We start from the raw sequence: 26,171 nt of genomic DNA, 5'->3' as shown, positions 1-26,171 counted from the left end.
TTGTCAGCAGGTCGTCAGATATAGAACGACTTCAGCGGCGGGAAGCCATTGAACTCTACGGCGCTATAGCTGGTGGTGTAGGCACCGGTGGACAGCCAGTACAGGCGGTCACCGATGGCCAGGTTCAGCGGCAGACCATACTTGTAGTTTTCGTACATGATGTCGGCGCTGTCGCAGGTTGGACCGGCGATAACCACTTCTTCCATCTCGCCCTTCTTCTCGGTCCAGATCGGGAACTTGATGGCTTCGTCCATGGTTTCGATCAGGCCGGAGAACTTGCCCACATCCGTGTACACCCAGCGCTCTACCGCGGTGCGGGATTTACGCGACACCAGAACCACTTCGCTGACCAGAATACCGGCGTTGGCGATCAACGAACGACCCGGCTCCAGAATGATTTCCGGCAGATCATCGCCGAAGTCTTCTTTCAGGTAGCGAATGATTTCTTCAGCGTAGGTTTCCAGGCTGTTGGTGCGGGTGATGTAGTTGGCCGGGAAGCCGCCGCCCATGTTGATCAGCTTGAGAACGATGCCGTCTTCTTCTTTCAGACGCTCGAAGATCACTTTGACCTTGGCAATCGCCGCGTCCCAGACGCTGATATCACGCTGTTGCGAACCGACGTGGAACGATAGGCCGTAAGGCACCAGGCCCAGATCACGCGCCAGGATCAGCAGATCCATCGCCATGTCGGTCTGGCAGCCGAATTTACGCGACAAAGGCCAGTCAGCCGTGGTCGAGCCTTCGGTGAGGATACGCACGTAGACTTTCGAACCCGGCGCGGCCTTGGCGATGTTACGCAAGTCAGCTTCGGAGTCGGTGGAGAACAGACGCACGCCCTTCTCGTAGAAGTAGCGAATGTCCTTGGATTTCTTGATGGTGTTGCCGTAGCTGATGCGGTCTGGAGTGACACCGCGGTCCATGACCTTGTCCAGCTCATAGATCGAGGCGATGTCGAAGCTCGAACCTTTTTCCTTGAGCAGGTCGATGATCTCGACAGCCGGGTTGGCCTTGACGGCGTAGTAAACCTTGGCGAATTCGAAGCCTGCTCGCAGGTCATCGTAGGCCTGGCTGATCATCTGGGTATCGATGACCACGAACGGGGTTTCTTGCTTGTCGGCAAACGCCTTCATTTTGTTGAAGGTGTCGCGCTGGAAATAGTCTTCGACCTGAATCGGCATGCGGAAACTCCTACTGGCAAACTGCATTAATCAATGGGTGCAAATGAACGTCCTCCGTATCCCCACTTTGGTTCGCCTACTTCCCAAGGCATGTCCGCCGAAAGCAAAAAGGCCACCAGGAAGCGCATTCCCTATGGCCTTGCTGTCTCGTCGTCAGTACTTGAGCCGGATGGATCGTTTCCAGCATGGACGTTCGGCGCGAACTGTAGGACCTGAGGGGTCAGAGATCAACAAAAAATGTCGCATTTGCAGACGTTTCTGCCGGATCGGCACCACTGCCCCATTGTAGTAACGGACACGTGTGACAGCTTGATGTTCATTTTTGAGGTAAATGGGCAATGAGCTGGCTCATTCTCGGTAGCTCTATCACCGCAGAACCTGTGGGAGCAGGGCTTGCCCGCGATAAGGTCGCCGCAGATATCAGGTCTATCGTATTCAGCCTTATCGCGGGCAAGCCCAGCTCCCACACAAGAGTCCCCTGCAAAACCCGTGTTTCCTACAAAAAATGTGACGATTACGAATGACCCGTCCCTATCTCCCGTGTGAAGTTTCCTAGAAACTCAAACCCGCTTGCGCCTGCCATTTCCCGGAACTAGCCTGCGCTCCGCCACTGAGGATTCGGTGGTCGGGTGTGAGAACTCGTTCTTTAACAGGCGCATGGTTCGTCAGTAATGGCGGCTGTGTGCAGGCAGACGTATGTCTGGCCGGATACCTGTGACCGGTTTCTCACCCTGTACATAGCTGCCACCCTTTATCGCGTGAGAACGGAAAGCGGCGGCTCCACATATCTCAGGAACCGAATCATGACCCCAACCCTCGAACAAGACCTCCAACGCGTCAGCGACCTCCTGCGCTGCGCAGCCGCCACCGCCTACGAATCCAGCGACCATCTCACCGGCCAGAAACGCGACCTGGCGTTTTCGGTGGTGCATCTGGTGGAGATTGCTCAGGGGTTGGTTGAACGATCGCTGGTTGGCGTGGAAACAATTTAATTGCGAAGCTGCGATCCATGTGGGAGCAGGGCTTGCCCGCGATAAACGATAACGCGGTGAGCCTGCTAAATCTGGCATCTGAATCGCGGGCAAGCCTCGCTCCCACAGGGGGATTGCGTTCATCCTGTAGGACTGGCTTTAGCCGGGAGGACGTCCCGACATTCGCTACATGTTCTTCGTCAGGAATAAGCACTCCCGGCTGAAGCCGGTCCTACTGGGTCGGCGCAACGGTCCGTCCGCGGGATAGGCTTCGCCGCAAGCCCCGCGCCATTGCAGCGCGGGGTTTATTGCGGTCAGGCCTGAGCGTCAGCCACGATGTCAGCTGGCGAAACGATGCTGGTCTTGCCGCCACGTGAACGGCCCGAGCTCAGGTACTCGGCAATGGATTCCTGAGTTACCTCACCCAGGAACACGTTCTCGGCATCCAGCACCGGAAGCCATGAGCGGTTGAACTCGTACATGCGCGACAGCAGGATGCGCAAGTGCTCGTCGTAGGCCGCAGTCGCGTTGAACTGACGCAAGAACGGCAGGCAGGTGCCTGTCTGGCGATGCAGGTCGCGACGGCGCACATAACCCATGGCCTTGTTCTCGGCATCTGTCACTACGATGTAGCGACGGTCGTTTTCGTCCATCACTTCCAGCGCATCAGCAACTGGGGTTTCCGGGCTGACCGATGGGGCGTTGTCCGCGGCGTCTTCGGCTTTGACCAGCAGCAAGCGTTTCAGGGTGCTGTCCTGCCCGACGAAGCTTGACACGAACTCGTCTGCCGGATGCGCCAGCAAGGTGTCCGGGTGATCGATCTGCAGCAGTTTGCCTGCACGGAAGATCGCGATCTTGTCGCCCAGCTTGATCGCTTCGTCGATGTCGTGGCTGACCATGATCACAGTCTTGTTCAGCGCACGCTGCATCTCGAAGAACTCGTTCTGGATCATCTCGCGGTTGATCGGGTCGACCGCGCCGAACGGTTCGTCCATCAACAGCAAAGGTGCATCAGCGGCCAAGGCGCGGATTACGCCGATACGCTGTTGCTGACCGCCGGACAGTTCGCGCGGGTAGCGGTGCAGATACTGCTTGGGTTCCAGCTTGATCATGCTCATCAGTTCACGAGCACGGTCGTGGCAACGTTTCGCGTCCCAGCCCAGCAGTTTCGGCACAACAACGATGTTTTCTTCGATGGTCATGTTCGGGAACAGACCGATCTGCTGAATCACATAACCGATGTTGCGACGCAGGGTTACTTCGTCCAGATCAGTCGTGTCTTCGCCGTTGATCAGCACTTTGCCGGAGGTTGGCATGATCAGGCGGTTGATCATTTTCAGCGTAGTGGACTTGCCGCAACCCGACGGGCCGAGGAAGACGCAGATCTCGCCTTCGTTGACGGTGAGGCTGACCGAATCGACAGCCTTCACTTCTTTACCGTTGCTTTGGAAAGTTTTCGAGAGGTTTTGAAGTTCGATCATTTCAGTAATCCTTTTGGAGTCAGCGCGCGTTGCAGCCATTGCAGAAGAAGGTCAGCGATGATGGCCAGAATACTGACCAGTACCGCGCCGACGATCAGCATCGACATGTCGCTGCGGCTGATTGAAGCAAGAATAAGTACACCCAGACCGCCAGCACCGATGGTGGCGGCGATGGTCATGACGCCGATGTTCATCACCACGGCCGTACGCACGCCAGCGAGGATCACCGGCACGGCGATAGGCAGTTCAACCATGCGCAGGCGCTGGCCGAAGGTCATGCCAATGCCTTTGGCGGCTTCGCGAATACCCGGCTCGACACCGGTCAGCGCCAGGTAGGTGTTACGCATGATCGGCAGCAGCGAGTACAGGAACACGGCAGTGATGGCTGGCATCGGGCCAAGGCCCTGACCAAACTTGGAGTAAAACGGCAGCAGCAGGCCGAACAGGGCAATCGACGGCACAGTCAGCAGCACGGTGGCGCTGGCTTGCAGCGGGCCAGCGAGCGCCGGGAAGCGGGTCATCAATACGCCCAGCGGAACGCCGACGACGATGGCCAGTGTTACAGCGATGCCAACCAGGGTGATGTGCTGCCAGGTCAGTTGAATGACCTGTGCCCAGTCCAGATGGGAGAAGGCGCTAAAAATACTCATATCGTCTCCTTCCTTAGTTAAGTGGGTGCTGGCGCAGGAAATCTGCGGCAACCGTGGATGGGCTTTCGTGACCAACGTCGATGCGAGCGTTGAGGTCGATCATGGTCTGGTTGTCCAGCAGATCAGCCAACGGCTTGAGCAACGTGGCGATTTCCGGGTGCTTGTCCAGATACTCCTGACGGATCACCGGGGCAGCGGTGTAGTCCGGGAAGTAGTGTTTGTCGTCTTCCAGCACTTTGAGTTTGAAAGCGTTCAAGCGACCGTCGGTGGTGTAAACCAGACCGGCAAACACCTGGCCGTTACGCAGCGCGGTGTAGACCAGTCCGGCGTCCATCTGGCGAGTATTCTCACGACCGAGATTCATGTCGTAATGCTTGACCATGCCGATCAGGCCGTCGGAACGGTTGGCGAACTCGGTGTCCAGCGCTACGACATGACCCTCTTTGGCTTCGTCTTTGAGGACTTTGGTCAGGTCGGTCATGGTGTTGACCTGCGGGTACTGGTCCGCAACTTTCTGCGGCAGCGCCAAGGCGTAGGTGTTGTTGAATTTCGACGGGGAAAGCCAGACCAGGCCTTTCTTCGCATCGACTTCTTTCACCCGTGCGTAGGTTTGTTCGCTGTCGAGCTTTTCATCGATGTGGTTATAGGCAACCAGCGAAACACCGGTGTATTCCCACAGCAGATCCAGCTGACCGCTTTCCTGTGCACTGCGCGCCAGGTTACTGCCCAGGCCGCCGGTGATTTGCACGTCGTAGTTCTTGGTACGCAGGTATTGCGCAGTGAGTTCAGCCAGCATGGTCTGCTCGGTAAACACACGAGCGCCAATGCGCAGCAGCGGTTTTTCCGCCGCTTGGGCAAGTGCCGGGAACAGCATGGCAAAGCCTAGAAACAAGCATAATTTTTTCATTGGTATTCCTTTCGCTCAGCGAGTCAGGCCACGTTCCAGCCAGGTACGACTGGCGAGTGTCACCAGACCATCAAGCAGCAACGCCAGCAGCGCGGTACACGCTGCGCCTAGCACCAGTTGCGGCTGATTGTTCAAGGCGATGCCCGGGAAGATCAGGCTGCCAAGGCTGTTGGCACCGATCAGGAAGGCCAGAGGCGCGGTACCGACGTTGATCGCCAGCGCCACACGCACACCGCCGACAATGATCGGCACGGCGTTAGGCAATTCGACCCGCCACAAAACCTGACGCGGCGTCATGCCGATACCAACCGCAGCTTCCTTGAGTGAACCCTGAACGTTTTTGAGGCCTTCGTAGGTGTTGCGCACGATGGGCAACAGCGAGGCGAGGAACAGCGCGAAGATCGCAGGCCCACTGCCGATCCCGAGAATCCCGAGGGCAATGGCCAGAACGGCGAGAGGCGGAATGGTGTTACCAATGTTGAAGATCTGCATGAAGCGTTCGGCGCGGCCAACCATACTGGGTCGGCTAAGGGCAATGCCCGCCGGGATCCCGACCACGAGGGCCGCCAACATTGAAACCAGAACCAGAATCAGGTGAGCTTGCAGATAGAACAGCAGGTCATCCTGGTATTGCTTGATAGTACTGATGCCGATCCAGTGGATCAGCAGGGCCAGGAGTGCGATGACAACCGCACCTCCAATCAGCCCCTTGCCATAGCGATTAGCCACAGGCGGACTCCTTATTTCAGTCGGCGAACGCGTTGCCGTTGACTAGCCTGAAAGGCAGCCAGGAATAACGTTCGCGAAGAGCAGCGGGTGGGTCGCCATTGAGGTTGCCCTCGGCGAAAACACAAGCCATTAGCGCAGCTTCGTCAAGCCAACATGCTGATTAATCAGCCCCTGAAGTTGGCCGTTTTACTGGCCTTGACGGGGGAATGGACGTCTCCACGATCTGAAAGGTTCCCACGTGAGACATTAATTAGCCACCGCCGATGTGCTGAACGGTTCGGTTCTTGTCCCGACTTAGGCTATAATCTGCGCCCTTTTTTGACTCACCTGCCAGGCGATTTCCCATGACCCAACAGGCCGCCGAAGTCGCGAAACGCCGCACTTTCGCCATTATTTCCCACCCGGATGCGGGTAAAACCACCATCACAGAAAAACTGCTGTTGATGGGCAAGGCCATTTCCGTCGCCGGCACGGTGAAATCTCGTAAATCAGATCGTCACGCGACTTCCGACTGGATGGAAATGGAGAAGCAACGCGGCATATCCATCACCACGTCGGTCATGCAGTTCCCGTATCGCGATCACATGATCAACCTGCTCGATACCCCGGGCCACGAAGACTTCTCCGAAGACACCTATCGCACCCTGACCGCGGTCGACTCCGCATTGATGGTGCTCGATGGCGGTAAAGGGGTTGAGCCACGGACCATCGCCCTGATGGACGTTTGCCGTCTGCGTGATACGCCAATCGTCAGCTTCATCAACAAGCTCGACCGCGACATTCGCGACCCGATCGAGTTGCTGGACGAGATCGAAGCGGTCCTGAAGATCAAGGCTGCGCCAATCACCTGGCCGATTGGTTGCTACCGCGACTTCAAGGGTGTTTATCACCTGGCTGACGACTACATCATTGTTTACACCGCCGGTCACGGCCACGAGCGCACCGACACTCGCATCATCGAGAAGCTGGATTCGGACGAAGCCCGCGCTCACCTGGGCGACGAATATGAGCGCTTTGTTGAACAACTGGAGCTGGTGCAAGGCGCCTGCCACGAGTTCAATCAGGAAGAGTTCATCAACGGCCAACTGACGCCGGTGTTCTTCGGTACTGCACTGGGTAACTTCGGGGTCGATCATGTACTCGACGCTGTCGTGAACTGGGCACCGAAGCCTTTGGCCCGTGTTGCCAACGAGCGCACCGTCGAGCCCGTGGAAGAGAAATTCAGCGGTTTCGTGTTCAAGATTCAAGCGAACATGGACCCGAAACACCGCGACCGTATCGCGTTCATGCGTATCTGTTCGGGCCGCTACGACAAGGGCATGAAAATGCGCCATGTCCGTTTGGGCAAAGACGTGCGGATTGGTGACGCGCTGACGTTCTTCTCCTCCGAGCGTGAAATGCTCGAAGAGGCCTACGCAGGCGACATCATTGGTTTGCACAACCACGGCACGATCCAGATCGGCGATACCTTTACCGAAGGCGAAAGCCTGGGCTTTACCGGTATCCCGCACTTCGCCCCGGAACTGTTCCGTCGTGTGCGCCTGAAAGATCCGCTCAAGTCCAAGCAGTTGCGTCAGGGCCTGCAGCAACTGGCCGAAGAAGGCGCCACGCAGGTGTTCTTCCCGCTGCGCAGCAACGACATCATCCTCGGTGCGGTCGGTGTGCTGCAGTTCGATGTGGTAGCGAGCCGCCTGAAGGAAGAATACAAAGTCGAATGTGCTTACGAGCCAATCACCGTGTATTCAGCCCGCTGGATCGATTGCGCGGACAAGAAGAAGCTCGAAGACTTTGAAGTCAAAGCCGTGGAAAACCTGGCCCTGGACGGCGGCGGTCACCTGACCTACCTCGCGCCAACGCGGGTTAACCTGGCCTTGATGGAAGAGCGCTGGACAGACGTGAAATTCCGCGCGACACGTGAGCATCATTAATTAGCTACAAACGCTGACCATTTGTGGGAGCAGAGCTTGCTCGCGATAAGGCTGAACGCGACCTAAAGTTAATCGCGTCCAGCCTCATCGCGAGCAAGCTCTGCTCCCACATATAAATTTCATTTCAATTCAGCAATGAGTTAATCACCGCACCACCATCCCCACTCCCCTGCCCCGCGGATCAGAGGCTGTTTCCAGCTTCGTGCCATCCACTTTGATCGCCTGCACGTTACCCATCTCCCAGCCCTGATCCTCCAGCGTGTAACCCATGGCTTTCAGCTCGTCGGCAACCTTGCCGGTCAAAGGCGCGTGGGAGTCGTAGTAAATGGTGTCTTTGGGTAATAACTGGTGATGCACCCGCTGTGCACCAACAGCCTCCTTGAGCGGCAGTTTGTAGTCATAGATGTTGTTCAGCACTTGAAAGATCGAGGTGAAGATCCGCGAACCACCGGGTGTGCCCAGCACCAGCGTTACCTGACCGTCACGCGTTACCAAGCTCGGACTCATCGACGACAGCATGCGCTTGCCCGGTTCAATGGCATTGGCGCTGCCACCGACCACACCAAACGCGTTGGCGACGCCCGGCTTGGAGCTGAAATCGTCCATCTCATCGTTGAGCAGGAAGCCCGCTCCCTTCACCACCACGCCGCTGCCGTAGTCCCAATTCAGCGTGTAGGTGTTGCTGACCGCGTTGCCTTGTTTATCAACGATGGAAAAGTGCGTGGTCTGATGCGGCTCCAATCCTGGTTTGACGTTTTCGGTCGGAGAGATGGCGGTGGGATTGATCTCATTGGCACGCTTGGCCAGATAACTCGGGTCGATCAACTCTGCAACGGGTGCTTTGGTGAAGTTGGGGTCGCCCAGATAATCCGCCCGGTCAGCAAATACGCGCTTTTCGATCTCCGCCAGCAGGTGAATGTACTTGGCGGAGTTCAGCGCCACGCCTTTGAAATCATCAGCCCGCTGTTCTTTGATGCCGATCAGTTGCGCCAGCGCGACACCGCCTGAACTGGGCAGAGGCGCGGTGTACAGGGTGTTGCCCTGCCAATTGACGTGCAGCGGCTTGCGCCAGAGTGCTTTGTATTCAGCCAGATCCTGTTTGGTCACCAGGCCCTTGTCATGCTCCATCTGCTTGACCAGCAGATCAGCGGTTTCGCCTTTATAGAACTCATCGGCACCTTTGTTGGCAATGCGCTCCAGAGTCTTGGCCAGCTCGGGCTGACGCAGAGTTTCACCAACTTTCATGCTGCCGAAATAATCGTTGAAGTTAGTGGTGCCCTTGAACAAATCCAGGGCTTCCTGACGGTACATGTACTGTTTTTCAGCAACCTTGAAGCCGTTCTGCGCGTAGCCAATGGCAGGCGTCAGTAACTCCGCCCATTTCAGCTTGCCGAACTTCTGATGGGCTTCCCACAACCCCATGACCGTGCCCGGCACGCCGACTGCGCGCGCACCGACCAGGCTCATGTTTTCGATCACCTCGCCTTTTTCGTTGAGGTACATGTTGCGGCTGGCAGCTTTAGGTGCTGTTTCGCGGTAATCGAGGAAGTACGGTTTGCCGTCCATGAACAGGGTCATGAAACCGCCACCGCCGATGTTGCCCGCCTCGGGATACGTCACGGCCAGCGTGAATGCGGTAGCCACCGCAGCGTCCACCGCATTACCCCCTTTGCGCAGCACATCGGCCGCGACCTTGGCGCCGTATTCATCGGGCGACGCCACCGCGCCACCTTCCAGCGTGACGGCAAATACGGAAGAAGAACTGAATATTGCCACTGACAAAGCCAGTGTCTTGAACATAACCACTCGCATGAGGCTTCCTTAATGTGAAGGTCAGACGAGATTGATTAATGACCAGTGAGGCCGTAAACGCAAATGAAGGTAATCATCGGGGCCGCCGGTGTTTGACTGATACCGCACTGTCAATGGGGACCTGTAGGAGCGCACGAGCACCGCGAGGCCGCGATAGCGATGGATCAGACAGACCGCCATCGCTGCCTCGCGGTGCTCGTGAGTTCCTACAGGGATGCGTTTTAATTTGGTAAGTGGTGTTGTTTGATAAGAGTTTCAGTCGCAAGACAGCCTGTGCGATCACGCTAAACCACATACCCCGCCATCTTTTCCTGAATGAAATCCAGGAAGCATTGAATCCTCAGCGCCAGCTGCGAGTTGCGGTAATACACCGCGTGAATCGGTTGGCGATGACCGCTGTTGGCACTGGCGAGGATGACTTTGAGGCGGCCCATGCGAATGTCTTCGTGGGTCATGAAATGCGACAGGCAGACGATGCCCTCACCGGCCAGCGCTAACTGACGCAAGGTTTCGCCACTGGAGCCCGCGATGGCAGGCTTGATCAGCAGGCGATCGCCTTCGGCATGACGCAGCGGCCAATGATTAAGGGTTTCAGTGTGGGTAAAGCCCAGCAGCACATGGCTTGCGAGCGCGCTCACGGTTTTGGGGTGACCATGACGCTCAAGGTAAGCCGGGCTGGCCAGAATGTTCAGCGGGCTACTGCCTAAAAAACGAGCATGCAGCGTGGAATCAGCCAGCGCACCGATGCGAATGGCGACGTCGGTGCTTTGCTCCAGCAGATCGATAATCAGATCATTGCTGTTGAGTTCCAGCTGAATTTCCGGATAACGCTGACGAAACTCGGCCACGTAGGGCACGATCGAATGCAGCATGAACGGGAATGCGGCGTTGATCCGCAAACGTCCAGCCGGAGTTTGGTGGCGCAAGGTCAGGCGTTCCTCGAGATCCTCCATTTGCGCAAGGATCTGCCGAGCCTGCTCAAGGAAGTACTTGCCCTCCTCAGTCAGGTCCATACGCCGCGTGGTGCGGTTGATCAGGGTGGTTTCAAGCTTGGCTTCAAGCCGCGAAAGTGTGCGACTGATGGCCGATGGCGTTTGCCCGATATGCTCGGCAGCGGCAGAAATCGAACCGCTTTCGATGACCGAAACAAAGACCTGTAATTCGTCAGACCGGGCTTTCATCCATGTACTCCGCTCAAAATAGCGCTGGATATTAGCGCTATTTTGAGCGGGGAACTCAATCTCCCACAGGTTTCCGCGCCCCCTTCAGACCTGCGCTTACACCCCAAACACCTGCGCCAGGTGCGCTTCATAGCGCTTAACGTCAGCTTCAACATTCGGCATTTTCATCACGTCGACGGCCAGGAAGGTCGGCAAGGCGGTCATGTCGAGGAATTGGTTGGCCTTGTGGAACGGGAAGTAAACCGCATCCACACCTTTGCCTTCGAAGAAGTCAGTCGGGTCTTCAAACGCTTGCTGTGGCGCGTTCCAGGTCGCGGAAATCATGTACTGCTTACCCTTGAGCAAACCGCCACTGCCATATTTTTGCGACGCATCGGAGCGGGTCCGACCATCGTTGGCGTACAGCGAGCCGTGGCCTTCAGTGAAGACTTCGTCGATGTATTTTTTCACGGTCCACGGCGCGCCCATCCACCAGCCTGGCATTTGATAAATGATCACGTCCGCCCACAGGTACTTCTGCACTTCGTCGATGATGTTGTAACCACCGTCGATAAAGGTCTGTTTGACGTCAAACCCGGAGCGATCCAGGTAAGCCACCGCCGCTTCGTGCAGGGTGGCGTTGTAACGACCATCGGAGTGAGCGAATTGTTTGCCGCCGTTCAACAACAGAATCTTTTTCATGTATTGCCCCATCAAGATAAGGAGGGTCATTAAATTTGATGGGCGAAAGATACAGGCTCAACATTCATGGAATAAGCGCTCTACCGGCAAATGACCTTTGACTCAAAGGCACGAATCTCTATTCCATTATTGACTCACTCAACTGACCAGCAGGTACAAACCCAGCGCCCCCATTCCGACAAAGAACAAGCGCCTGAACGTCTGCGCACTGATCCGCTGACGCAGATATTGCCCAAACCACATGCCGAGCAATGCAGGAATCAGCGCCAGCAGGGAGGCGCCCAGTTCAGCGCCCCCCAGCGCGTCATTCCAGAACAGACCGCCCGCCAATGCCAGGGTCGATATCGTGAAAGACAACCCCAGCGCCTGCACCAGTTGGTTGCGCTCAAGTCCCAGAGCCTGCAGGTACGGCACGGCCGGGATGACAAATACGCCAGTCGCCGAGGTAATAATGCCGGTGACAAAACCGCACGCCGGGCCAAGCCAGACTTCATGACGTGGCGCAATACGCAGGGTCGGTAAAAAAAGACCACTCAAGGCATAAAGCGACAAGGCCGCGCCTAACGCCCGGGTCATCAATGGACCGCTGCTGATGCCAATGACCATGGACCCCAAGACCGTGCCTGAAGCGATCATCAGCAACATGGGCCAAAGCCGCTTGAGCAGCAGTGTCAGATGACCGCCAGTCATCAGTTGCCAGACATTGGTCACGGTCGACGGAATGATCAGCAACGCGGCAGCCTGCGTCGGAAGCATAGCCATCCCGAGCAATCCCATGGCCACGGTCGGCAAGCCAAGGCCGATCACGCCCTTCACGGTTCCGGCGAGTAGAAAAGCCGCCATCACCAGTATTGATAGGGCCCAGCCTAGTATTTGATAGTGGTCGATAATGTCGTTCATGGCGTTATATTGGCAGCAAAGGCCGTATTGGAAAATTCGCCATATACTGAGCCAGCCTTAGGCAGAACCGGAGGCTGTTCTGATAGTGCTTCAGCCCCGCGCTGTCTTCTGGCAACCAACGAACCTGTAGGAGTGAGCTTGCTCGCGATAGCATCTTGTCAGTCACAAGATATGTGACTGGCAGACCGCTATCGCGAGCAAGCTCACTCCTACAGGGGCGGCGCTGGGCATCTGACCGCGCACACTGGAAAAACCCACATGCACTTCGATCTGATTGATCTACGCCTGTTTCTGAATGTGCTGGAAAGCGGCAACATCACCGCCGGTGCGGCGCGCAGTCATCTGTCGCTGGCCTCGGCGAGTGCGCGCATTCGCGGGCTTGAAACCTCGCTGAATATCCCGCTGCTGGAGCGCGGTCGTCGTGGAGTGACGCCCACGCCAGCGGGCAAGGCGCTGGCGCAGCACGCACGGCTGATTCTGCAACAGGTCGAGCGCATGCAGTTTGATCTGGCTGATTACGCCAAAGGCTTCAAGGGGCAGGTACGCCTGCTCTGCAACAGCTCGACCCTGAGCGAGCATCTACCGGAGCTACTCGCAGACTTTCTGGTCAATCATCCGAACATCGACATCGATGTCGAAGAACAACCCAGCCTGCGCATCCTCCAGGCGCTGCGCCACGGCACCGCCGACATCGGCGTTATTACCGATGCCGTCGACGCCAGTGATCTACAGACCCGACCGTTTCGGGCAGACCCACTGAGCCTGATCATGCCGCCGGATCATCCATTGGCCCGCGAGACACAAGTGCATTTCAATCAGGCGCTGGATTACGACTTCGTCGGCCTGTCGGTCGACAGTGCCCTGGCCCTGCACCTGGAAGCACAGGCGCTGCATATCGGTAAACGACTGCGCATCAGGGTACGGGCTGAAGGTTTTGACTCAGCGATCCGGATGGTCAGCCATGGCGCGGGATTGAGCATCGTGCCACAAGCAGCAATCGAGCGCTGGCAAGGGCTGCGCAACTTCAGCAGCGTGCCATTAAGCGACGCATGGGCCGACCGTCAATTGCTTCTGTGCGCGGCGGATTTTGATGCGTTGCCGGGCTATGCGGCAGTGCTGCTGGCAGCGTTGAGTATGAAAGGCGAACAGGCCCCGAATTGAAGTGCACTTCAGGCAGGAGGTGCTGCCCTACGGAAAACACTGGATCTGTAGGGGCGCACGAGCACCGCGAGGCCGCGATGGCGGCCTGTCTGAGACACCGCAATCGCGGCCTCGCGGTGCTCGTGCGCTCCTACAGTTCTTTGTAGCAGGCTCAATCGTGTCTTTTTCCTTCAACCGTCAGCATTACCCGATCCGCCGACTATCCTGCTTGCAGCAATTGTTAATGACAGTCAGGAAGGCCATGAAAATTCTCGTCACAGGCGCAACCGGTTTTATCGGCAAAGGGCTGCTGCAGAGGCTGACCACCGTGCCTGAATACCAAGTGACAGGTTCGACCCGTCAGCAAAGTCCGGAGCCGTCAATCGCGCCCCTCATTCAGGTAGGCACATCCACCGCAACGACCGACTGGTCCGCCGCTCTGCAAGGTGTCGATGTCGTCATCCATGTTGCAGCCCATCTCGCTACCCGCGGCAGTTCGCTGAACGCACTCAGAAGCACCAACGTCGAAGGCACCCTGGCCTTGGCGCGGCAGGCGTTATCGGCAGGTACCCGGCGTTTCATTTTCATCAGCTCGGTCGGCGTCAATGGCTCGACCACTCACCACGTACCGTTCAACGAAATGTCGCTGCCCGCTCCGTCGGATGACTACGCACGGTCAAAACTTGAAGCCGAACAAGCGTTGCAAAAGCTTTTGCAGGGCACCGCCATGGAGCTGGTAATAATCCGTCCACCGCTGGTGTACGCAGGCCACGCACCGAGGAATTTCTCGCGTTTGATGGACTGGGTTCGCTCGGGCGTCCCCATGCCGTTTGCCGCCATCCATAACCGGCGCAGCATGATTGCCCTGGAGAATCTGGTGGACTTCATCGCGCTATGCATCGAGCACCCGGCGGCGGCCAACGAGCTCTTTCTGGTGTCCGACGGCGCTGACATGTCGACTGCACAAATGGTGACGCACCTGGCGAATGGAATGGGTTCCACAGCCCGGTTAGTGCCGGTGCCTGAGTCGTTGTTGCGTCACGGAGCCAGGTTGTTAGGTAAGGGGCCGATGTATTCGACGCTATGTGCGTCACTGGTGGTCGACTCGGATAAGGCGCGTCGATTGCTCGGCTGGACGCCGCCCGTGACAAGCATTGATGCGCTGATCAAAAGCGGCCGTGACTACCGCGCATTGAACACGTGAAATTGAGCCCATAAAAAAGCCCGCCCCGGGGGATGAAACCGGGGCGGGCTACATTTCGATGGGGTCGAAACGGCTTACAGGATGCTGATCGGGTACTCGATGATCAGACGCGTGTCATCGACTTTACCGGCGCCGTCAGAAGACGGGCTACGGTAGCTGGCTGCACGCACACGCAAACTCAGATCCTTGGCTGGGCCGGACTGGAAGACGTATTTGACTTCAACATCACGTTCCCAGGCCTTGGCATCATCACTGGTTGCGGTTTTGAAGTCGGTGCCTTTCACATAACGGGTCATGAAGGTCAGACCCGGCACGCCATAGGTCGCCATGTTCAAGTCGTAACGTGCCTGCCAGGACTTCTCGTCTTCATGGTTGAAGTCGGAGTACTGCACGGAGTTGCCGAGGAAAATAGTGCTGTTCCCGTCAATGCCGTAGTCATAACCTCTGGTGCCGTTAACCACCTGACGCCCCACCTGGAAGGTGTGTGCACCCAGCGTGTAAGAAGCGGTCAGGCTCCAGATAGTGTTGTCGTATTCACCCAACTCTTCCTTGCCAATGCTCTTGGTGTCGTAAGCGTTGAGGTCAAACTTCACAACATCCTGAGGTGACAACGCGAGGCCGTAGGTCAGGCTGCCGTAGTATTTGCGCCAGACATCTTCAACGTTCGAGTAGTAAGCACTGGTCGACAGGTTCTTGTTGAATTTGTACGAACCACCGCCGAAGTTGATGACATCCAGACCCGCATTGTCGTGCGAGCTCTGGTTACGGCTTCTCAGTGCGGTGAAGTGACCACCTTGCAGGGTCAGCTTGTCGATTTCGTTGCTGGTGACCAACAGACCTTGAGCTGTTTCCGGCAACAGACGGCTGTCAGAGGTGGCGAAAACCGGGTTGTTGACGACCTGGTCACCAAACTTGAGTACGGTTTGGGAGATGCGCATTTTGACCGCTGCGCCTGCATAACCGTAATCGTCTTTAACGTACTGACCGTCTTTGGTTGGCTGCAGCAAACCAGTACCGCCACCGAAACGACCACGGCCGGTGTCCAGCTTCATGCCGTACAGGCCAATAGCGTCCAGACCGAAACCTACGGTGCCTTGAGTGAAGCCGGATTCGAAGTTACCGATGAAGCCCTGCGCCCACTCTTCGCCATAAGCCTTGGTGGCATTGGTCGCGCGGTTATCACGGTTCATGTACATGTTGCGCGCCTTGACGTTCAACTTGGCGCCTTCCAGAAAACCCGTAGCGTCTGCCTGCGAATCAGCAAAAACCGGCTGCACAGATCCCGCTGCCACTGCCAGGGCAATGACACTTAGTTTGCAAACATTCATTACTGCTGCTCCGTTGATTATCGCATCCGCCTGCCTTCGTTGGGCGAGCGGATATTTATTGGCAGATTCAGAAGGGATGTTTCTTTTGCCAATACATACGCGATGGCATTTCTTATTTGGATAGCAGCTTCTAACGACACACTAAAAACCAGACCCCGGCTTCCTCTCCCCAGGAAGCCCCCCACTCCAGGTCTGGTTTGTTACTACTCTCCCTAGTAGCCCTGTTCCGGGTTCACCTGATTCGCCAAGGGTAAATCCGCATCAAGGCGCTTCAGGTTTCCCAGAATCTGTTCAGCTATCACTTCGTAGGAAGCGGATGAAGCAATGTGCGGCGTCACGCATATCTGCGGATGGCGCCAGAATGAGTCGTCCGTGGGTAAGGGTTCCTGCTCGAATACATCCAGCAAAGCGCCACGCAATTGACCGCTGTCCAGCGCGGCTAACAAGTCGTCACGGCGCAGGTGTTCGCCACGACCGCAGTTGATGATCACCGAGCCTTTCGTCATGGGCGCGAAGGTCTCGCTATTCAGAATGCCGACTGTCTCCGTGGTAAGAGGCAATAAACAGACCAAGATGTCCAAATCCTGCAAAAACTCATTGAATTCAGCCAATTGAAAAGTTTTAACCCCTTCAACTTGCTGCGCACGGCGGGCCCAGCCGCGTGTATCGAACCCCAGCCCGGCCAGTTGCACCGCAACGGCGCGCCCCAACTCCCCAAGCCCCATAACGCCCACTCTGGTTTGCTTGGCAGGTTGTTGCCCGGGGCGATGCCAAACTACGCGGGCCTGATTTTGCAGCATCTGATCAAAGCCACGGTGGTAGTGCAGAACACCCCACAACACGTACTCGATCATGCCCAGCCGATGGTCTGGATCGATAATTCGGCAGACCGGAACATGCGCGGGCCGACTCGGATCCTTGAAGATCTGGTCAGCACCGGCAGCAATCGAGTGAATCAGACGCAAGTTGGGGAACATCCCCAAATCACCCGGTGAAGGATTCCAACAGAGTGCAACGTCGGCCTCCTGCGCACCGGCCTCGCCGGGCCGCAGAATCGTCAGCGACGAATCCAGCGCCAGCAGATTTTCACGAACACGGCCCAATCCACCGCCCGTTCCAAGCAACACCAGAGGCTTCATGAGCAGTACTCGTTACGCTGGCTGGCGATCAGTTCCAAGGCCGCTTCCCAGGCCAGTTCGGTAATACCGTCGCTGTCGTCGGCTTCGAACTGCTGTGCGGTGTGCTCACAGACTTGTGGGTCGGGTTGTACGAGTTCGACTCCACCGGCCAGCGCCTGAACCTGCGCCTGACAGGCGCGCTCCAGGAAGTAGATATTCGAGAACGCTTCGGCCGCCGAACCACCTGCGACCAGCAGGCCGTGATTACGCAGAATCATCGCATTGGTATTGCCCAGATCGGCCACTAGACGCGCGCGCTCGGCGAGGTCCAACGCGATGCCTTCATAGGTGTGATAACTCAGGCGGTTATAGAACTTCAGCGCGTGCTGACTCAACGGCAGCAAACCTGCGCGTTGCGCCGCCACTGCCATACCGGCCGCCGTATGGGTATGAATCACACAATGCGCATCGGGGCGCGCCGCATGAATCGCAGAATGGATCACGAAGCCCGCACGGTTGACGCGGTGCTCGGGATAAAACTCGTCGACGACGTTACCCTCGCTATCAATCTTCACCAGCGTGCTGGCGCTCATGCGCTCGAACAGCGTGCCATAGCGGTTGATCAGAAAGTGGCCGCTGTCGCCCGGCAGCCGCAGGGAAATATGCGTATCGATCAGGTCGGTCATGCGGTAGTGAGCCAGCAAACGGTAGAGCGCAGCGAGTTCGCAGCGTGCTTTGCGTTCGGTCTCGGGCATGTGCGGCGGTAGCTGATCGTGGCTGGCGAAAGCGGACATCATGGGTTCCATCAAAAGGTCATGGCGCAATTTGTGCAGCCTTTTTAAGAGCAAAGGGCAAAGCAGTTCAATTCGCCATTGCTTATATTCATTATTTTTTTCACCAATAAAGGCTGTGCAGTGACTCAATCGACTAGCCCGGTAGCCATTCCCCGCCCCTCTTCGCGACCGTTGGGCGAGCGACTGGACTGGAATCTGTTGCGTACCTTTCAAGTGGTCGCGCAGGAGCTGAGTATCAGTCGCGCCGCCGCACGCTTGCACTTGTCTCAGCCCGCCGTCAGCCAGGCAATCAAACGTCTTGAAGAGCAGCTTGGCGCAGCGCTGATAGAACGCCGTGGGCCGCGTTTTCTGTTGACCCAGTCGGGCATTGAAACACTGCGCGTAGCGGCGGAAGTGCAGAGCCATTTCACGCAACTGGACGCAGCTCTCGAACGCAGCAGCGATCAGGTGGTGGGCAAGGTGCGAATGCTGACGGTGAGCGGCATTCGCTGCCCGGCCTACGATAAATTTCTTTCGCAACTGCACCGTGACTATCCCGGTATCACCCTGGAAATCGACGTGCAATCCAGCGACGCAATCCTCAGTTCGCTGTCTCAGAAAACCGCCAGCTTCGGCCTGGCAGTCAACCGCACCGCTCCCGCCTGGCTCGGCCAGCAATGCCTGACTCAAGAGCACTACGCGTTCTATTGCAGCGACGAGCACCCTTTATATGGGCGTAAAGATTTAAGCCTCGCCGACCTGCGCAACGAGCAGCTGATTATTTTCACCGGGGATTTGCTGGGCGGCACGCTGTCGTCCCTGGCCGAGTTTCGCGACCTGCATAAACTCACCGGACAAATCGTCGCCTCGTCTGCCAATACCCAGGAAGTCTTGCGTCTGGTGCTGGCCGGCTTTGGCATCGCATGCCTGCCGCAACACATCTGCCAAGGCGAATTAGCGGCTGGCCGTTTGTGGCGCTTGCCGCCTGAGGAAGGCGTGGGTTCGGTGGATATCAACCTGCTATGGAATGTGGAGCAACGCCTGACCAAAGCCGAATCGGTGTTCCTTCAGCGCTTGCGCGAAACCACCACTGACGGGCAGTCTGCGCCTTAATGTTCCGTTCCGGTGCACGCTGACCGGGTACTTCCGTAACATGCACCGGTAGCGCGCATTAGTTGATTACTTATTAGTTCTGGTTATTAGCAGTGGAACTTTCCTGCATTATTTCGAGAAAAACATCCAATAACGGGTTGCGTGGAACCTGTTGCTTGTACAACAGTTTCACCGGTGTGGCTATGGCAAATTTCTGCCTCTTTATAGAGCGCATTTCGCCCCGCTCGACATAACTTCTGGCCCAATGAACCGGTAAGTAACCCAGATAACGTCCGGTCTTTATCATGATCGCCACGGCTTCAACCTGAGTGGCCACGGCAGTCACTTCACGCTGACTCATCAATGTCGACTTACCCGCATGAACGGCATAAGCGTGCTCGACAAATTCGGCTTCTGCCAGGCACTTCTCATCGACACTTTCATCGTTCATGGCAAAAAATGGATGGCTGTTCGAGCAGTAAAGCTCTGACACTTCGTCGTACAGCGGCATGACTTGAAATTCATCTTTACCGCTGTAAACGGGTACGATGCCTACTGCAAAACGGCCTTTGAGGATGCCTTGTTCGATCTCGTCCAAAGGCGCCACATTGAGCCGTACCTTTGCCTTGGGGGCCTTTATTTGCAGGGCTTTCAGGGCATCAACCAAAGGCGAATCAGGGTCTGAAACGGTGTTATCGATGACGGCGATGTTCAAATCGCCGAGCAACTCGCCACGCACATTACCGAGGCGGTCACGAAAGTTATCCAGCGCCATGAACAGGTCAAGACTGGCGTCGTAAATGATCTTGCCTTGTTCGGTCAGGCAGAACTTTTCCCGCCCTCGCGTACATAGGCGCATGCCCAGTCTAATTTCAAGATCCGATATCTGCTTACTGATTGCCGCCAGGCTGATATTCAGTTCTACCTGTGCTGCGGTAAATCCCCCCGCTTCAACCACTGCCCTAAAAACCTTGAAGAGTTTCAAGTCCATGGCGCTGGCCATTGACATCGCCGCTTCACCACTTCTTTTTGGCAGGTTTCCAGTTTCAGTAAGTTGACTTGCCATTTAAAACATTTCCCCGCGCGTTGGTTTTTTCTAGCATCCCTCTCCATTGATCGATTCAACGTTAAGTGTAAGACCACTTATTCCTTGCTCGCCCTGCGATCTTCACATCGCAGTTCATATCGCACAACACGCTGTTGTTCAGGGTGGAGCAATCAACGTGCCAACGGAGAATTTACATGTCTGACGCCACTGATCGCCTTTGGGGCGCACGTTTCAAGACCGGCCCTGCTGAAGCCATGGCCAACCTGTCCCGCTCACCGCGCGCCTACTTTCGCCTGACGCCGTATGACATCGCGGGCTCCAAGGCACATGCCAATGAATTGAACCGTGCCGGCCTGCTGGATGCCGACGAAACCGCACGCATCATTGAAGCCTTGCGCACCATTGATGTGGACTTCGCCGCAGGCAGCATCGAGCCAATCGCTGCGGATGAAGACGTGCACACTTTCATCGAGCGCCTGCTGACTGAACGCCTCGGCACTCTGGGCGGCAAACTGCGCGCCGGCCGTTCACGCAACGATCAGTCGGCCAATGACATGCGGCTGTTCCTGCGTGATCAGGTGCGGGTCATGACCCTGGCGATTCTCGAATTGCAGAAGGCACTGGTCTCGCAAGCCGAGCAACACATCAACACCATCGCGCCGGGCTTCACTCATCTGCAACAGGCGCAACCGATTGTGTTCGCCCACCACCTGATGGCCCATGCCCAGGCGATTCACCGTGACATCCAGCGCCTGCAGGACTGGGACACCCGTTTCAACCTGTCGCCACTGGGCGCAGCCGCACTGGCGGGTTCAGCCATCGCTCGCGACCCGCAACGTTCAGCCGCCGAGATGGGCTACAGCGGCCCGTGCGAAAACTCCATCGACGCCGTCGCCAGCCGCGACCATGTCGCTGAATTCCTGTTCTGCAGCAGCATGCTGGGCATTAACATTTCGCGACTGGCCGAAGAGTTTTGCCTGTGGACTTCCCGTCAGTTCCGCTGGGTCGAACTGGACGACGGTTACGCCACCGGCAGCTCGATCATGCCGCAGAAAAAGAACCCGGATATCGCCGAACTGGCCCGTGGTAAGTCAGGCCGATTGATCGGCAGCCTGACCGGCATTCTGGCCGTGCTCAAGGCTCAGCCGCTGTCTTACAACCGCGATTTGAGCGAAGACAAACACGCGATTCTCGACAGCCTGGAAACCGTGCATCTGGTGCTGCCTGCCTTCGCGGGCATGGTCCAGACCATGAAAGTGCGTGCTGACGAATTGCTGCGTCAGGCACCACTGGGCTTCACCCTCGCCACCGAAGTGGCTGACTGGCTGGCCGTGCGCGGCGTGCCTTTCAAAGAGGCGCACGAGATCACCGGCAAGCTGGTGCAGCTCTGCGAAGAAAACAATATCGGCCTGGAAGAACTCACCACCCAGCAACTGGCGGCGACTGATTCGCGCCTTACGCCGCAAGTGCTCGATGCGCTGACGCTGGAAGCAGCATTGGCCGCACGCAGTGGTTGGGGCGGTACTTCGCCGGTACGGGTGGCCGAGCAGATCGAGCGCTTCAAGCAGCAACTGGTCGCACAGGAAAAATGGGCACTCGACTACGCGGGTCCACGCGGCTGATTCAACGGAGGGTATTCCATGTCAAAGCCTCAAGCTTCAGCCAGCGCCGAGCGCGCTTCACTCGCGGCCAAGTACGACATCTCGACCTACAAGGTCGTGCCACGTCGTTACTACGGTCGTTACGCCGCCGCGACACTGATCGTGGTGCTGTTGATCGGGCTGGTTCACGCCTTTATCAACGGCAATATCGAATGGGGTTTCGTACGGCAGTTTCTGACCGCCGAATCGATCATGTTCGGCCTGTTGAACACCATCATCATGTCGATCCTGGCGATGGCGCTGGGCGTGGTACTCGGGGTGATCGTGGCGGTGATGCGCATGTCGCAGAACCCGCTGTTGCGCTATGTGGCGCAAGGTTACACCTGGCTGTTTCGCGGTACGCCGCTGATCCTGCAATTGCTGCTGTGGTTCAACCTGGCGTTGATCTTCCCGACACTGGGCATCCCCGGTCTGTTCGAGTTCAAGACCGTTGAAGTGATCACGCCGTTTGCCGCTGCACTGCTGGGGCTTGGCATCAATCAGGGCGCCTACACCGCCGAAGTGGTGCGTGCCGGTCTGCTCTCAGTGGACAGCGGTCAGTACGAAGCCGCCAAGTCCATCGGCATGCCGCGTCTGCAAGCACTGCGCCGCATCATCCTGCCGCAGGCCATGCGCATCATCATCCCGCCGGTCAGCAACGAGTTCATCGGCATGGTGAAAATGACCAGCCTGGCCAGCGTCATTCAGTACTCGGAACTGCTGCACAACGCACAGAACATTTACTACGCCAACGCCCGCGTCATGGAGCTGCTGATCGTGGCAGGCATCTGGTATCTGGCGGTCGTGACCATCCTGACGTTTGGTCAGAGCCGACTGGAAAAACGCTTCGCCCGCGGCGCTGGCAAACGTAACTGAGCCTCAGGAGGCGCAACCATGTTGAACATCGTCAAAGCAGTAGACGTCAACAAGTTCTTCGGCGACTTCCAGGCGCTCAAGAACGTGAATCTGGAAATCCCCCACGGCGAAGTGCTGTGCATCATCGGCCCGTCGGGGTCCGGCAAAAGCACCCTGCTGCGTTGCATCAACCAGCTGGAAAAGGTCGACGCAGGCGGCTTGTGGGTGGATGAAGAAATTCTCGGTTTCCGTACCGACGGCCACAAACTGGTTGAGCTGAGCGACGTACAGATCGCAAAGCAGCGGCTCAAGACCGGCATGGTGTTCCAGCGATTCAACCTGTTCGCACACATGACGGTACTGGAAAACATCATTGAAGGGCCCTCGCAGGTGTTGCGCCAGCCCATCGAAGATTGTCGGGAACTGGCCATGGAACTGCTCAAGCGAGTAGGCCTGGAAGCCAAGGCCAATGCGTATCCCATCGAGCTTTCGGGTGGTCAGCAACAACGTGTCGCCATCGCTCGCGCATTAGCCATGCGTCCCAAGCTGATGTTGTTCGATGAGCCGACTTCGGCCCTCGACCCCGAGCTGGTAGGTGAAGTGCTCTCGGTCATGCGTGACCTGGCCAAAAGCGGCATGACCATGATCGTGGTCACCCACGAACTGGGCTTTGCCCGGGAAGTGGCTAACCGCGTGGTGTTTATGGATGCGGGGCAAATCATAGAGACGGGTGCACCGGAAGACGTGCTGATGAACCCGCGCAACCCACGCACCCAGGATTTTATCGCTGCCGTTTTGAACTGAACTCAAACCCTTGCTGAGGATGTCCGATTTGAAAACTTTCGCGCTTACCGCTACCGCCGTACTGTCCGCTCTGATTTCGGTTTCGAGCTGGGCAGCCGACACTCACGTGTTGCCAAAATCCATCAAGGACAAGGGCTACATTACCGCCGGCATCGCCCCGAACTATCCACCGATGGACTTCAAGGATCCGGCCACCGGCAAACTGACCGGCGTCGATTACGACCTGGGCACCGAAATCGCCAAGCGTCTGGGTGTCGAGATCAAGTGGCAGGAAACCGCTTTCGAACAAATGGTCAGCGGCCTGGCAACCAACCGCATCGACATCGTGCTGTCGGGCATGACTGATACCCCTGAGCGCCAGCAGACCGTGGACTTCGTTGATTACTTCAGCACCGGCCCGCAGTTCTACACCCTCGAATCCCAGAAGGATTTGAACACCACCGCGGACATGTGCGGCAAGAAAATCGGCACCAGCCGCCGTACGACATTCCCGGTGGAAATCGCCAAGTGGAGTGAAGTGAACTGCGTTGCCATCGGCAAACCGGCAATCACTGTGGTTGGCACCGAAGGCAGCGCCGATGCCCGTGCGCAACTGCGCCAGTCGCGTCTGGACGCCGCCGTGCAAGGCAGCGAAACCCTGCCGTACATTCAGGGCCAGGAGCCTGGTGTGTTCAAAGTGATCGGTGAGCCATTGTCTCGTCAATTGACCGGTCTGGGCGTCGCCAAACACAACGCCGAGTTGAGCACAGCGATCATCGCGACCCTCAACGACATGATCAAAGACGGTACTTACGAGCAGATCCTGGGCAAGTGGCAGCTCAAGAACGGCGCAGTCGAACAAGCTGTCCTGAACGGCGCCAAGTAAGCAGGCTTGCACTCGCCCAGGGACCGGGCGGGTGATATTCACACTGGCGGAGACTCCCCATGTTTGCCTCTAACGATCTGCGCTGGCCGAACAACGCCCGCGCCAGTGTCGCCCTGGCCTTCGATCTGGACGGCCCGACCGGTGCCGCCATGCTCGACGGCTCGATCTGGCAGAAACCGGAATACTTCACCTTCGGCGGCTACGGCCCCTATCGCGCATTGCCACGTTTGCTGGACATGCTCAAAGCCCACGCGACACCGGCGACGTTTTTTGTCCCGGCCTGGGTCGTGGAGAACTGGCCAAAACAGTGTCAGGCAATCATCGAACACGGCCACGAGGTGGCATATCACGGCTATCGTCATGAATCGTTTTTCGCCCTGGACCTGCAAGCCCAGCGCGAGGTCATGAAGATCAGCGCCGACATTTTCAAGCGTTACCTGGGCATCACTGCCACGGGTTTCCGCACGCCTTCGGGCGACTGGCACAGCGAAACACCCGCCTTGCTCATGGACTGCGGCGTGACTTACTCCAGCAGCATGCGCGGCGATGACCGCCCTTACTTCATCGAAGTCCCCGGCCAGCCAAACGGACTGGTGGAAATCCCCGGCCGTTGGGAACTGGACGACTACGCCTCGCTGGCCTACACCCGTGCGCCGAATTACCCGGCCGGGCTGGACCGCATCGCCAGTTATGACCAGACGCTGGACAACTGGTGTCGCGAGTTCGACGGCACCTATCGCGAAGGTCTGTGCATGACCACGCTGTTCCATCCCAAGATCAGCGGCAAGCCGGGACGCATCGGGATTCTGGAGGGTTTTCTGGAGCACATGCACAGTCATCCGGACGTCTGGTTTGCGACCTGCAACGACGTCGCCACCTTCTGGCTCAAGGAGCATCGCCATGACTGAATCCAGGTCTGTCTGGCCCGCGCCTTACCGTTGCGCGGTAGTCATCACGTTTGATTACAACGACATTCACGGCATTCTGACTCAGGTCCCGGCGATTGCCGGGCGCGATAAGAGCCTGTCGGTCTGGCGCTACGGCACCACACGCGGCGTACAGCGGGTACTGGAAATTCTGGCTGATCAGAACCTGCCATCGACCTGGTGCATTCCCGGCATTGTTGCCGAAGAGAACCCGCAAGTGATTCAGGCCATTCATGCCGCAGGCCACGAGATCGCCTGCGCGGGATATCGCCATGAAGACTTTTCAACACTGGATTTAGCTGGGCAACACGCGTCTCTGAAACAAGGCTGCCAAGTGATTGCCGAAATGACCGGTCAGCGTCCCAGCGGCTTTCGAGCGCCCGCGGGCAGTTATGCGCCAGGCTTTGTTGATGCCTTGCGTGCAGAAAATATCGCGTGGTCTTCGTCGTGGTCTGGCGATGACCTGCCGTACTTGCACCCGGCGAGTCAGATTGATTCGGCACCGTTAGTTGAGCTGCCACTGCATTGCGAACTGGAGGACGAGCCGTATTTCGCCTTTAACCTCGCGCCTGCAGTGCCGGTCAGCCAGGCGCGCATTGGTTCCAGTGCCGAGGTGCTGAAAAACTGGCAGCATGACTTCAATGGCTTCCACCGTTTCGGCCTGTGCTACGTGCTGCGCCTGCATCCCGAAACCCTCGGCACCGTGGGCCGCAGTGGTTTGCTGCTGGAGCTGCTGACCTGGCTCAAGGCGCAACCGGACGTGTGGTTCGCCACGGCGGAGGAAGTCGCGGACTGGTGGAGTGGGAATCACAGCAAGGTGCCGGAAGATCACCCGGCTGCGGTGTTTGAGCGGCACAACAAAGTCCAGAACGCCTGACAATCTGACGCCTGACATTGATCCTGTAGGAGCTGCCGAAGGCTGCGAATGGGTGGGTCAGGAAAAAGCCATCGCAGCCTTCG

The 26,171-nt window shown here is 57.3% G+C and carries 24 protein-coding genes; 11 read left to right on the top strand and 13 right to left on the bottom strand.

Features of this window, described 5'->3' with window-relative positions:
* Positions 1 to 14: 14 nt before the first annotated feature.
* Complete coding sequence (locus ABRP31_RS02790; RefSeq protein WP_087266615.1) at positions 15 to 1,178, bottom strand: type III PLP-dependent enzyme; 1,164 nt, start codon at positions 1,176 to 1,178, stop codon at positions 15 to 17.
* Positions 1,179 to 1,981: 803 nt separating this feature from the next.
* On the opposite strand from ABRP31_RS02790, the gene ABRP31_RS02785 reads away from it, so the two are divergent.
* Positions 1,982 to 2,170: a DUF6124 family protein gene (locus tag ABRP31_RS02785; protein ID WP_349971420.1), complete on the top strand. Its 189-nt coding sequence runs from the start codon at positions 1,982 to 1,984 to the stop codon at positions 2,168 to 2,170.
* A 293-nt stretch (positions 2,171 to 2,463) separates the two neighbouring features.
* On the opposite strand, the gene ABRP31_RS02780 is transcribed toward ABRP31_RS02785, so the two are convergent.
* Genes ABRP31_RS02780 through ABRP31_RS02765 form a run of 4 tightly spaced genes read right to left on the bottom strand, consistent with a single transcriptional unit; the run spans position 2,464 to position 5,916 of the window.
* Positions 2,464 to 3,630, bottom strand: a complete 1,167-nt coding sequence (locus ABRP31_RS02780) for an ABC transporter ATP-binding protein (protein WP_349971421.1) — start codon at positions 3,628 to 3,630, stop codon at positions 2,464 to 2,466.
* Positions 3,627 to 4,280, bottom strand: coding sequence for an ABC transporter permease (locus tag ABRP31_RS02775; protein WP_087266619.1), 654 nt, complete (start codon positions 4,278 to 4,280; stop codon positions 3,627 to 3,629). Before ABRP31_RS02775 ends, ABRP31_RS02780 begins: the two co-directional genes overlap by 4 nt.
* Before the next feature lie 13 nt (positions 4,281 to 4,293).
* Complete coding sequence (locus ABRP31_RS02770; RefSeq protein ID WP_087266621.1) at positions 4,294 to 5,187, bottom strand: glycine betaine ABC transporter substrate-binding protein; 894 nt, start codon at positions 5,185 to 5,187, stop codon at positions 4,294 to 4,296.
* A gap of 15 nt (positions 5,188 to 5,202) precedes the next feature.
* Positions 5,203 to 5,916: an ABC transporter permease gene (locus tag ABRP31_RS02765; protein WP_349971422.1), complete on the bottom strand. Its 714-nt coding sequence runs from the start codon at positions 5,914 to 5,916 to the stop codon at positions 5,203 to 5,205.
* A gap of 344 nt (positions 5,917 to 6,260) precedes the next feature.
* Between ABRP31_RS02765 and ABRP31_RS02760 the strand changes: the two genes are divergently transcribed.
* Positions 6,261 to 7,844 carry a peptide chain release factor 3 gene (locus ABRP31_RS02760; RefSeq protein ID WP_349971423.1) on the top strand — a complete coding sequence of 528 codons (1,584 nt, stop codon included), beginning with the start codon at positions 6,261 to 6,263 and terminating at the stop codon, positions 7,842 to 7,844.
* Positions 7,845 to 7,988: 144 nt separating this feature from the next.
* On the opposite strand, the gene ggt is transcribed toward ABRP31_RS02760, so the two are convergent.
* From ggt to ABRP31_RS02740, 4 genes are all read right to left on the bottom strand, one after another.
* Positions 7,989 to 9,656 (bottom strand): gamma-glutamyltransferase, encoded by a 1,668-nt coding sequence (gene ggt / locus ABRP31_RS02755; RefSeq protein ID WP_349971424.1) that lies wholly within the window; start codon positions 9,654 to 9,656, stop codon positions 7,989 to 7,991.
* Positions 9,657 to 9,940: 284 nt separating this feature from the next.
* Positions 9,941 to 10,837, bottom strand: a complete 897-nt coding sequence (locus tag ABRP31_RS02750; RefSeq protein ID WP_349971425.1) for a LysR family transcriptional regulator — start codon at positions 10,835 to 10,837, stop codon at positions 9,941 to 9,943.
* 96 nt (positions 10,838 to 10,933) lie between these two features.
* A complete protein-coding gene (locus tag ABRP31_RS02745) occupies positions 10,934 to 11,518 on the bottom strand; it encodes an NAD(P)H-dependent oxidoreductase (RefSeq protein ID WP_349971426.1) in 585 nt (194 codons plus the stop codon).
* A 138-nt stretch (positions 11,519 to 11,656) separates the two neighbouring features.
* Positions 11,657 to 12,418 carry a sulfite exporter TauE/SafE family protein gene (locus ABRP31_RS02740; RefSeq protein ID WP_349971427.1) on the bottom strand — a complete coding sequence of 254 codons (762 nt, stop codon included), beginning with the start codon at positions 12,416 to 12,418 and terminating at the stop codon, positions 11,657 to 11,659.
* Positions 12,419 to 12,676: 258 nt separating this feature from the next.
* Between ABRP31_RS02740 and ABRP31_RS02735 the strand changes: the two genes are divergently transcribed.
* Complete coding sequence (locus ABRP31_RS02735) at positions 12,677 to 13,579, top strand: LysR substrate-binding domain-containing protein (RefSeq protein WP_349971428.1); 903 nt, start codon at positions 12,677 to 12,679, stop codon at positions 13,577 to 13,579.
* 241 nt (positions 13,580 to 13,820) lie between these two features.
* The gene (locus ABRP31_RS02730; protein ID WP_349971430.1) at positions 13,821 to 14,762 is read left to right on the top strand and encodes an NAD-dependent epimerase/dehydratase family protein; all 942 of its coding nucleotides are present in this window, start codon (positions 13,821 to 13,823) and stop codon (positions 14,760 to 14,762) included.
* Between the two features lie 74 nt (positions 14,763 to 14,836).
* Here ABRP31_RS02730 and ABRP31_RS02725 read toward each other — a convergent pair whose 3' ends face one another.
* From ABRP31_RS02725 to ABRP31_RS02715, 3 genes are all read right to left on the bottom strand, one after another.
* Positions 14,837 to 16,090: an OprD family porin gene (locus ABRP31_RS02725; RefSeq protein WP_349971431.1), complete on the bottom strand. Its 1,254-nt coding sequence runs from the start codon at positions 16,088 to 16,090 to the stop codon at positions 14,837 to 14,839.
* A gap of 212 nt (positions 16,091 to 16,302) precedes the next feature.
* The gene (locus tag ABRP31_RS02720) at positions 16,303 to 17,229 is read right to left on the bottom strand and encodes a glyoxylate/hydroxypyruvate reductase A (protein WP_349971432.1); all 927 of its coding nucleotides are present in this window, start codon (positions 17,227 to 17,229) and stop codon (positions 16,303 to 16,305) included.
* Positions 17,226 to 18,002: a class II aldolase/adducin family protein gene (locus ABRP31_RS02715; protein WP_349971433.1), complete on the bottom strand. Its 777-nt coding sequence runs from the start codon at positions 18,000 to 18,002 to the stop codon at positions 17,226 to 17,228. Before ABRP31_RS02715 ends, ABRP31_RS02720 begins: the two co-directional genes overlap by 4 nt.
* Before the next feature lie 120 nt (positions 18,003 to 18,122).
* Between ABRP31_RS02715 and ABRP31_RS02710 the strand changes: the two genes are divergently transcribed.
* The gene (locus tag ABRP31_RS02710; RefSeq protein WP_087266645.1) at positions 18,123 to 19,094 is read left to right on the top strand and encodes a LysR family transcriptional regulator; all 972 of its coding nucleotides are present in this window, start codon (positions 18,123 to 18,125) and stop codon (positions 19,092 to 19,094) included.
* Between the two features lie 73 nt (positions 19,095 to 19,167).
* Here the strand turns inward: ABRP31_RS02710 and ABRP31_RS02705 are convergent, their stop codons facing one another.
* Positions 19,168 to 20,082: a LysR family transcriptional regulator gene (locus ABRP31_RS02705; protein WP_349971434.1), complete on the bottom strand. Its 915-nt coding sequence runs from the start codon at positions 20,080 to 20,082 to the stop codon at positions 19,168 to 19,170.
* 233 nt (positions 20,083 to 20,315) lie between these two features.
* On the opposite strand from ABRP31_RS02705, the gene argH reads away from it, so the two are divergent.
* Genes argH through ABRP31_RS02675 form a run of 6 tightly spaced genes read left to right on the top strand, consistent with a single transcriptional unit; the run spans position 20,316 to position 26,088 of the window.
* Positions 20,316 to 21,743 carry an argininosuccinate lyase gene (gene argH, locus ABRP31_RS02700; RefSeq protein WP_087266650.1) on the top strand — a complete coding sequence of 476 codons (1,428 nt, stop codon included), beginning with the start codon at positions 20,316 to 20,318 and terminating at the stop codon, positions 21,741 to 21,743.
* 18 nt (positions 21,744 to 21,761) lie between these two features.
* Entirely contained in the window at positions 21,762 to 22,637 is an 876-nt protein-coding gene (locus ABRP31_RS02695) for an amino acid ABC transporter permease (RefSeq protein WP_087266652.1), read from the top strand.
* 18 nt (positions 22,638 to 22,655) lie between these two features.
* A complete protein-coding gene (locus ABRP31_RS02690) occupies positions 22,656 to 23,420 on the top strand; it encodes an amino acid ABC transporter ATP-binding protein (protein WP_087266654.1) in 765 nt (254 codons plus the stop codon).
* A gap of 28 nt (positions 23,421 to 23,448) precedes the next feature.
* Positions 23,449 to 24,285: an ABC transporter substrate-binding protein gene (locus ABRP31_RS02685; protein WP_372489325.1), complete on the top strand. Its 837-nt coding sequence runs from the start codon at positions 23,449 to 23,451 to the stop codon at positions 24,283 to 24,285.
* Positions 24,286 to 24,344: 59 nt separating this feature from the next.
* Positions 24,345 to 25,193, top strand: coding sequence for a polysaccharide deacetylase (locus ABRP31_RS02680; RefSeq protein ID WP_349971436.1), 849 nt, complete (start codon positions 24,345 to 24,347; stop codon positions 25,191 to 25,193).
* Positions 25,186 to 26,088, top strand: a complete 903-nt coding sequence (locus ABRP31_RS02675) for a polysaccharide deacetylase (RefSeq protein ID WP_349971437.1) — start codon at positions 25,186 to 25,188, stop codon at positions 26,086 to 26,088. The genes ABRP31_RS02680 and ABRP31_RS02675 overlap by 8 nt, the downstream gene beginning before the upstream one ends.
* The last annotated feature ends 83 nt before the right edge of the window (positions 26,089 to 26,171 follow it).

It is taken from the genome of Pseudomonas caspiana (genome assembly GCF_040224095.2).
GTDB classification, from domain to species: domain Bacteria; phylum Pseudomonadota; class Gammaproteobacteria; order Pseudomonadales; family Pseudomonadaceae; genus Aquipseudomonas; species Aquipseudomonas caspiana.
Note: the sequence above shows the minus strand (reverse complement) of the source record. Positions and strands in the feature narration are given on the sequence as shown.

Bases quoted from the DNA above. Each gene is read 5' to 3' on its own strand.
- ABRP31_RS02705 (WP_349971434.1), bottom strand. From the start codon at position 20,082: ATGTCAATGGCCAGCGCCATGGACTTGAAACTCTTCAAGGTTTTTAGG.
- ABRP31_RS02720 (WP_349971432.1), bottom strand. From the start codon at position 17,229: ATGAAGCCTCTGGTGTTGCTTGGAACGGGCGGTGGATTGGGCCGTGTT.
- ABRP31_RS02725 (WP_349971431.1), bottom strand. From the start codon at position 16,090: ATGAATGTTTGCAAACTAAGTGTCATTGCCCTGGCAGTGGCAGCGGGA.
- argH (WP_087266650.1), top strand. From the start codon at position 20,316: ATGTCTGACGCCACTGATCGCCTTTGGGGCGCACGTTTCAAGACCGGC.
- ABRP31_RS02745 (WP_349971426.1), bottom strand. From the start codon at position 11,518: ATGAAAAAGATTCTGTTGTTGAACGGCGGCAAACAATTCGCTCACTCC.
- ABRP31_RS02750 (WP_349971425.1), bottom strand. From the start codon at position 10,837: ATGAAAGCCCGGTCTGACGAATTACAGGTCTTTGTTTCGGTCATCGAA.
- ABRP31_RS02680 (WP_349971436.1), top strand. From the start codon at position 24,345: ATGTTTGCCTCTAACGATCTGCGCTGGCCGAACAACGCCCGCGCCAGT.
- ggt (WP_349971424.1), bottom strand. From the start codon at position 9,656: ATGCGAGTGGTTATGTTCAAGACACTGGCTTTGTCAGTGGCAATATTC.
- ABRP31_RS02780 (WP_349971421.1), bottom strand. From the start codon at position 3,630: ATGATCGAACTTCAAAACCTCTCGAAAACTTTCCAAAGCAACGGTAAA.
- ABRP31_RS02770 (WP_087266621.1), bottom strand. From the start codon at position 5,187: ATGAAAAAATTATGCTTGTTTCTAGGCTTTGCCATGCTGTTCCCGGCA.
- ABRP31_RS02785 (WP_349971420.1), top strand. From the start codon at position 1,982: ATGACCCCAACCCTCGAACAAGACCTCCAACGCGTCAGCGACCTCCTG.
- ABRP31_RS02740 (WP_349971427.1), bottom strand. From the start codon at position 12,418: ATGAACGACATTATCGACCACTATCAAATACTAGGCTGGGCCCTATCA.
- ABRP31_RS02695 (WP_087266652.1), top strand. From the start codon at position 21,762: ATGTCAAAGCCTCAAGCTTCAGCCAGCGCCGAGCGCGCTTCACTCGCG.
- ABRP31_RS02690 (WP_087266654.1), top strand. From the start codon at position 22,656: ATGTTGAACATCGTCAAAGCAGTAGACGTCAACAAGTTCTTCGGCGAC.
- ABRP31_RS02790 (WP_087266615.1), bottom strand. From the start codon at position 1,178: ATGCCGATTCAGGTCGAAGACTATTTCCAGCGCGACACCTTCAACAAA.
- ABRP31_RS02760 (WP_349971423.1), top strand. From the start codon at position 6,261: ATGACCCAACAGGCCGCCGAAGTCGCGAAACGCCGCACTTTCGCCATT.
- ABRP31_RS02735 (WP_349971428.1), top strand. From the start codon at position 12,677: ATGCACTTCGATCTGATTGATCTACGCCTGTTTCTGAATGTGCTGGAA.
- ABRP31_RS02715 (WP_349971433.1), bottom strand. From the start codon at position 18,002: ATGTCCGCTTTCGCCAGCCACGATCAGCTACCGCCGCACATGCCCGAG.
- ABRP31_RS02775 (WP_087266619.1), bottom strand. From the start codon at position 4,280: ATGAGTATTTTTAGCGCCTTCTCCCATCTGGACTGGGCACAGGTCATT.
- ABRP31_RS02675 (WP_349971437.1), top strand. From the start codon at position 25,186: ATGACTGAATCCAGGTCTGTCTGGCCCGCGCCTTACCGTTGCGCGGTA.
- ABRP31_RS02730 (WP_349971430.1), top strand. From the start codon at position 13,821: ATGAAAATTCTCGTCACAGGCGCAACCGGTTTTATCGGCAAAGGGCTG.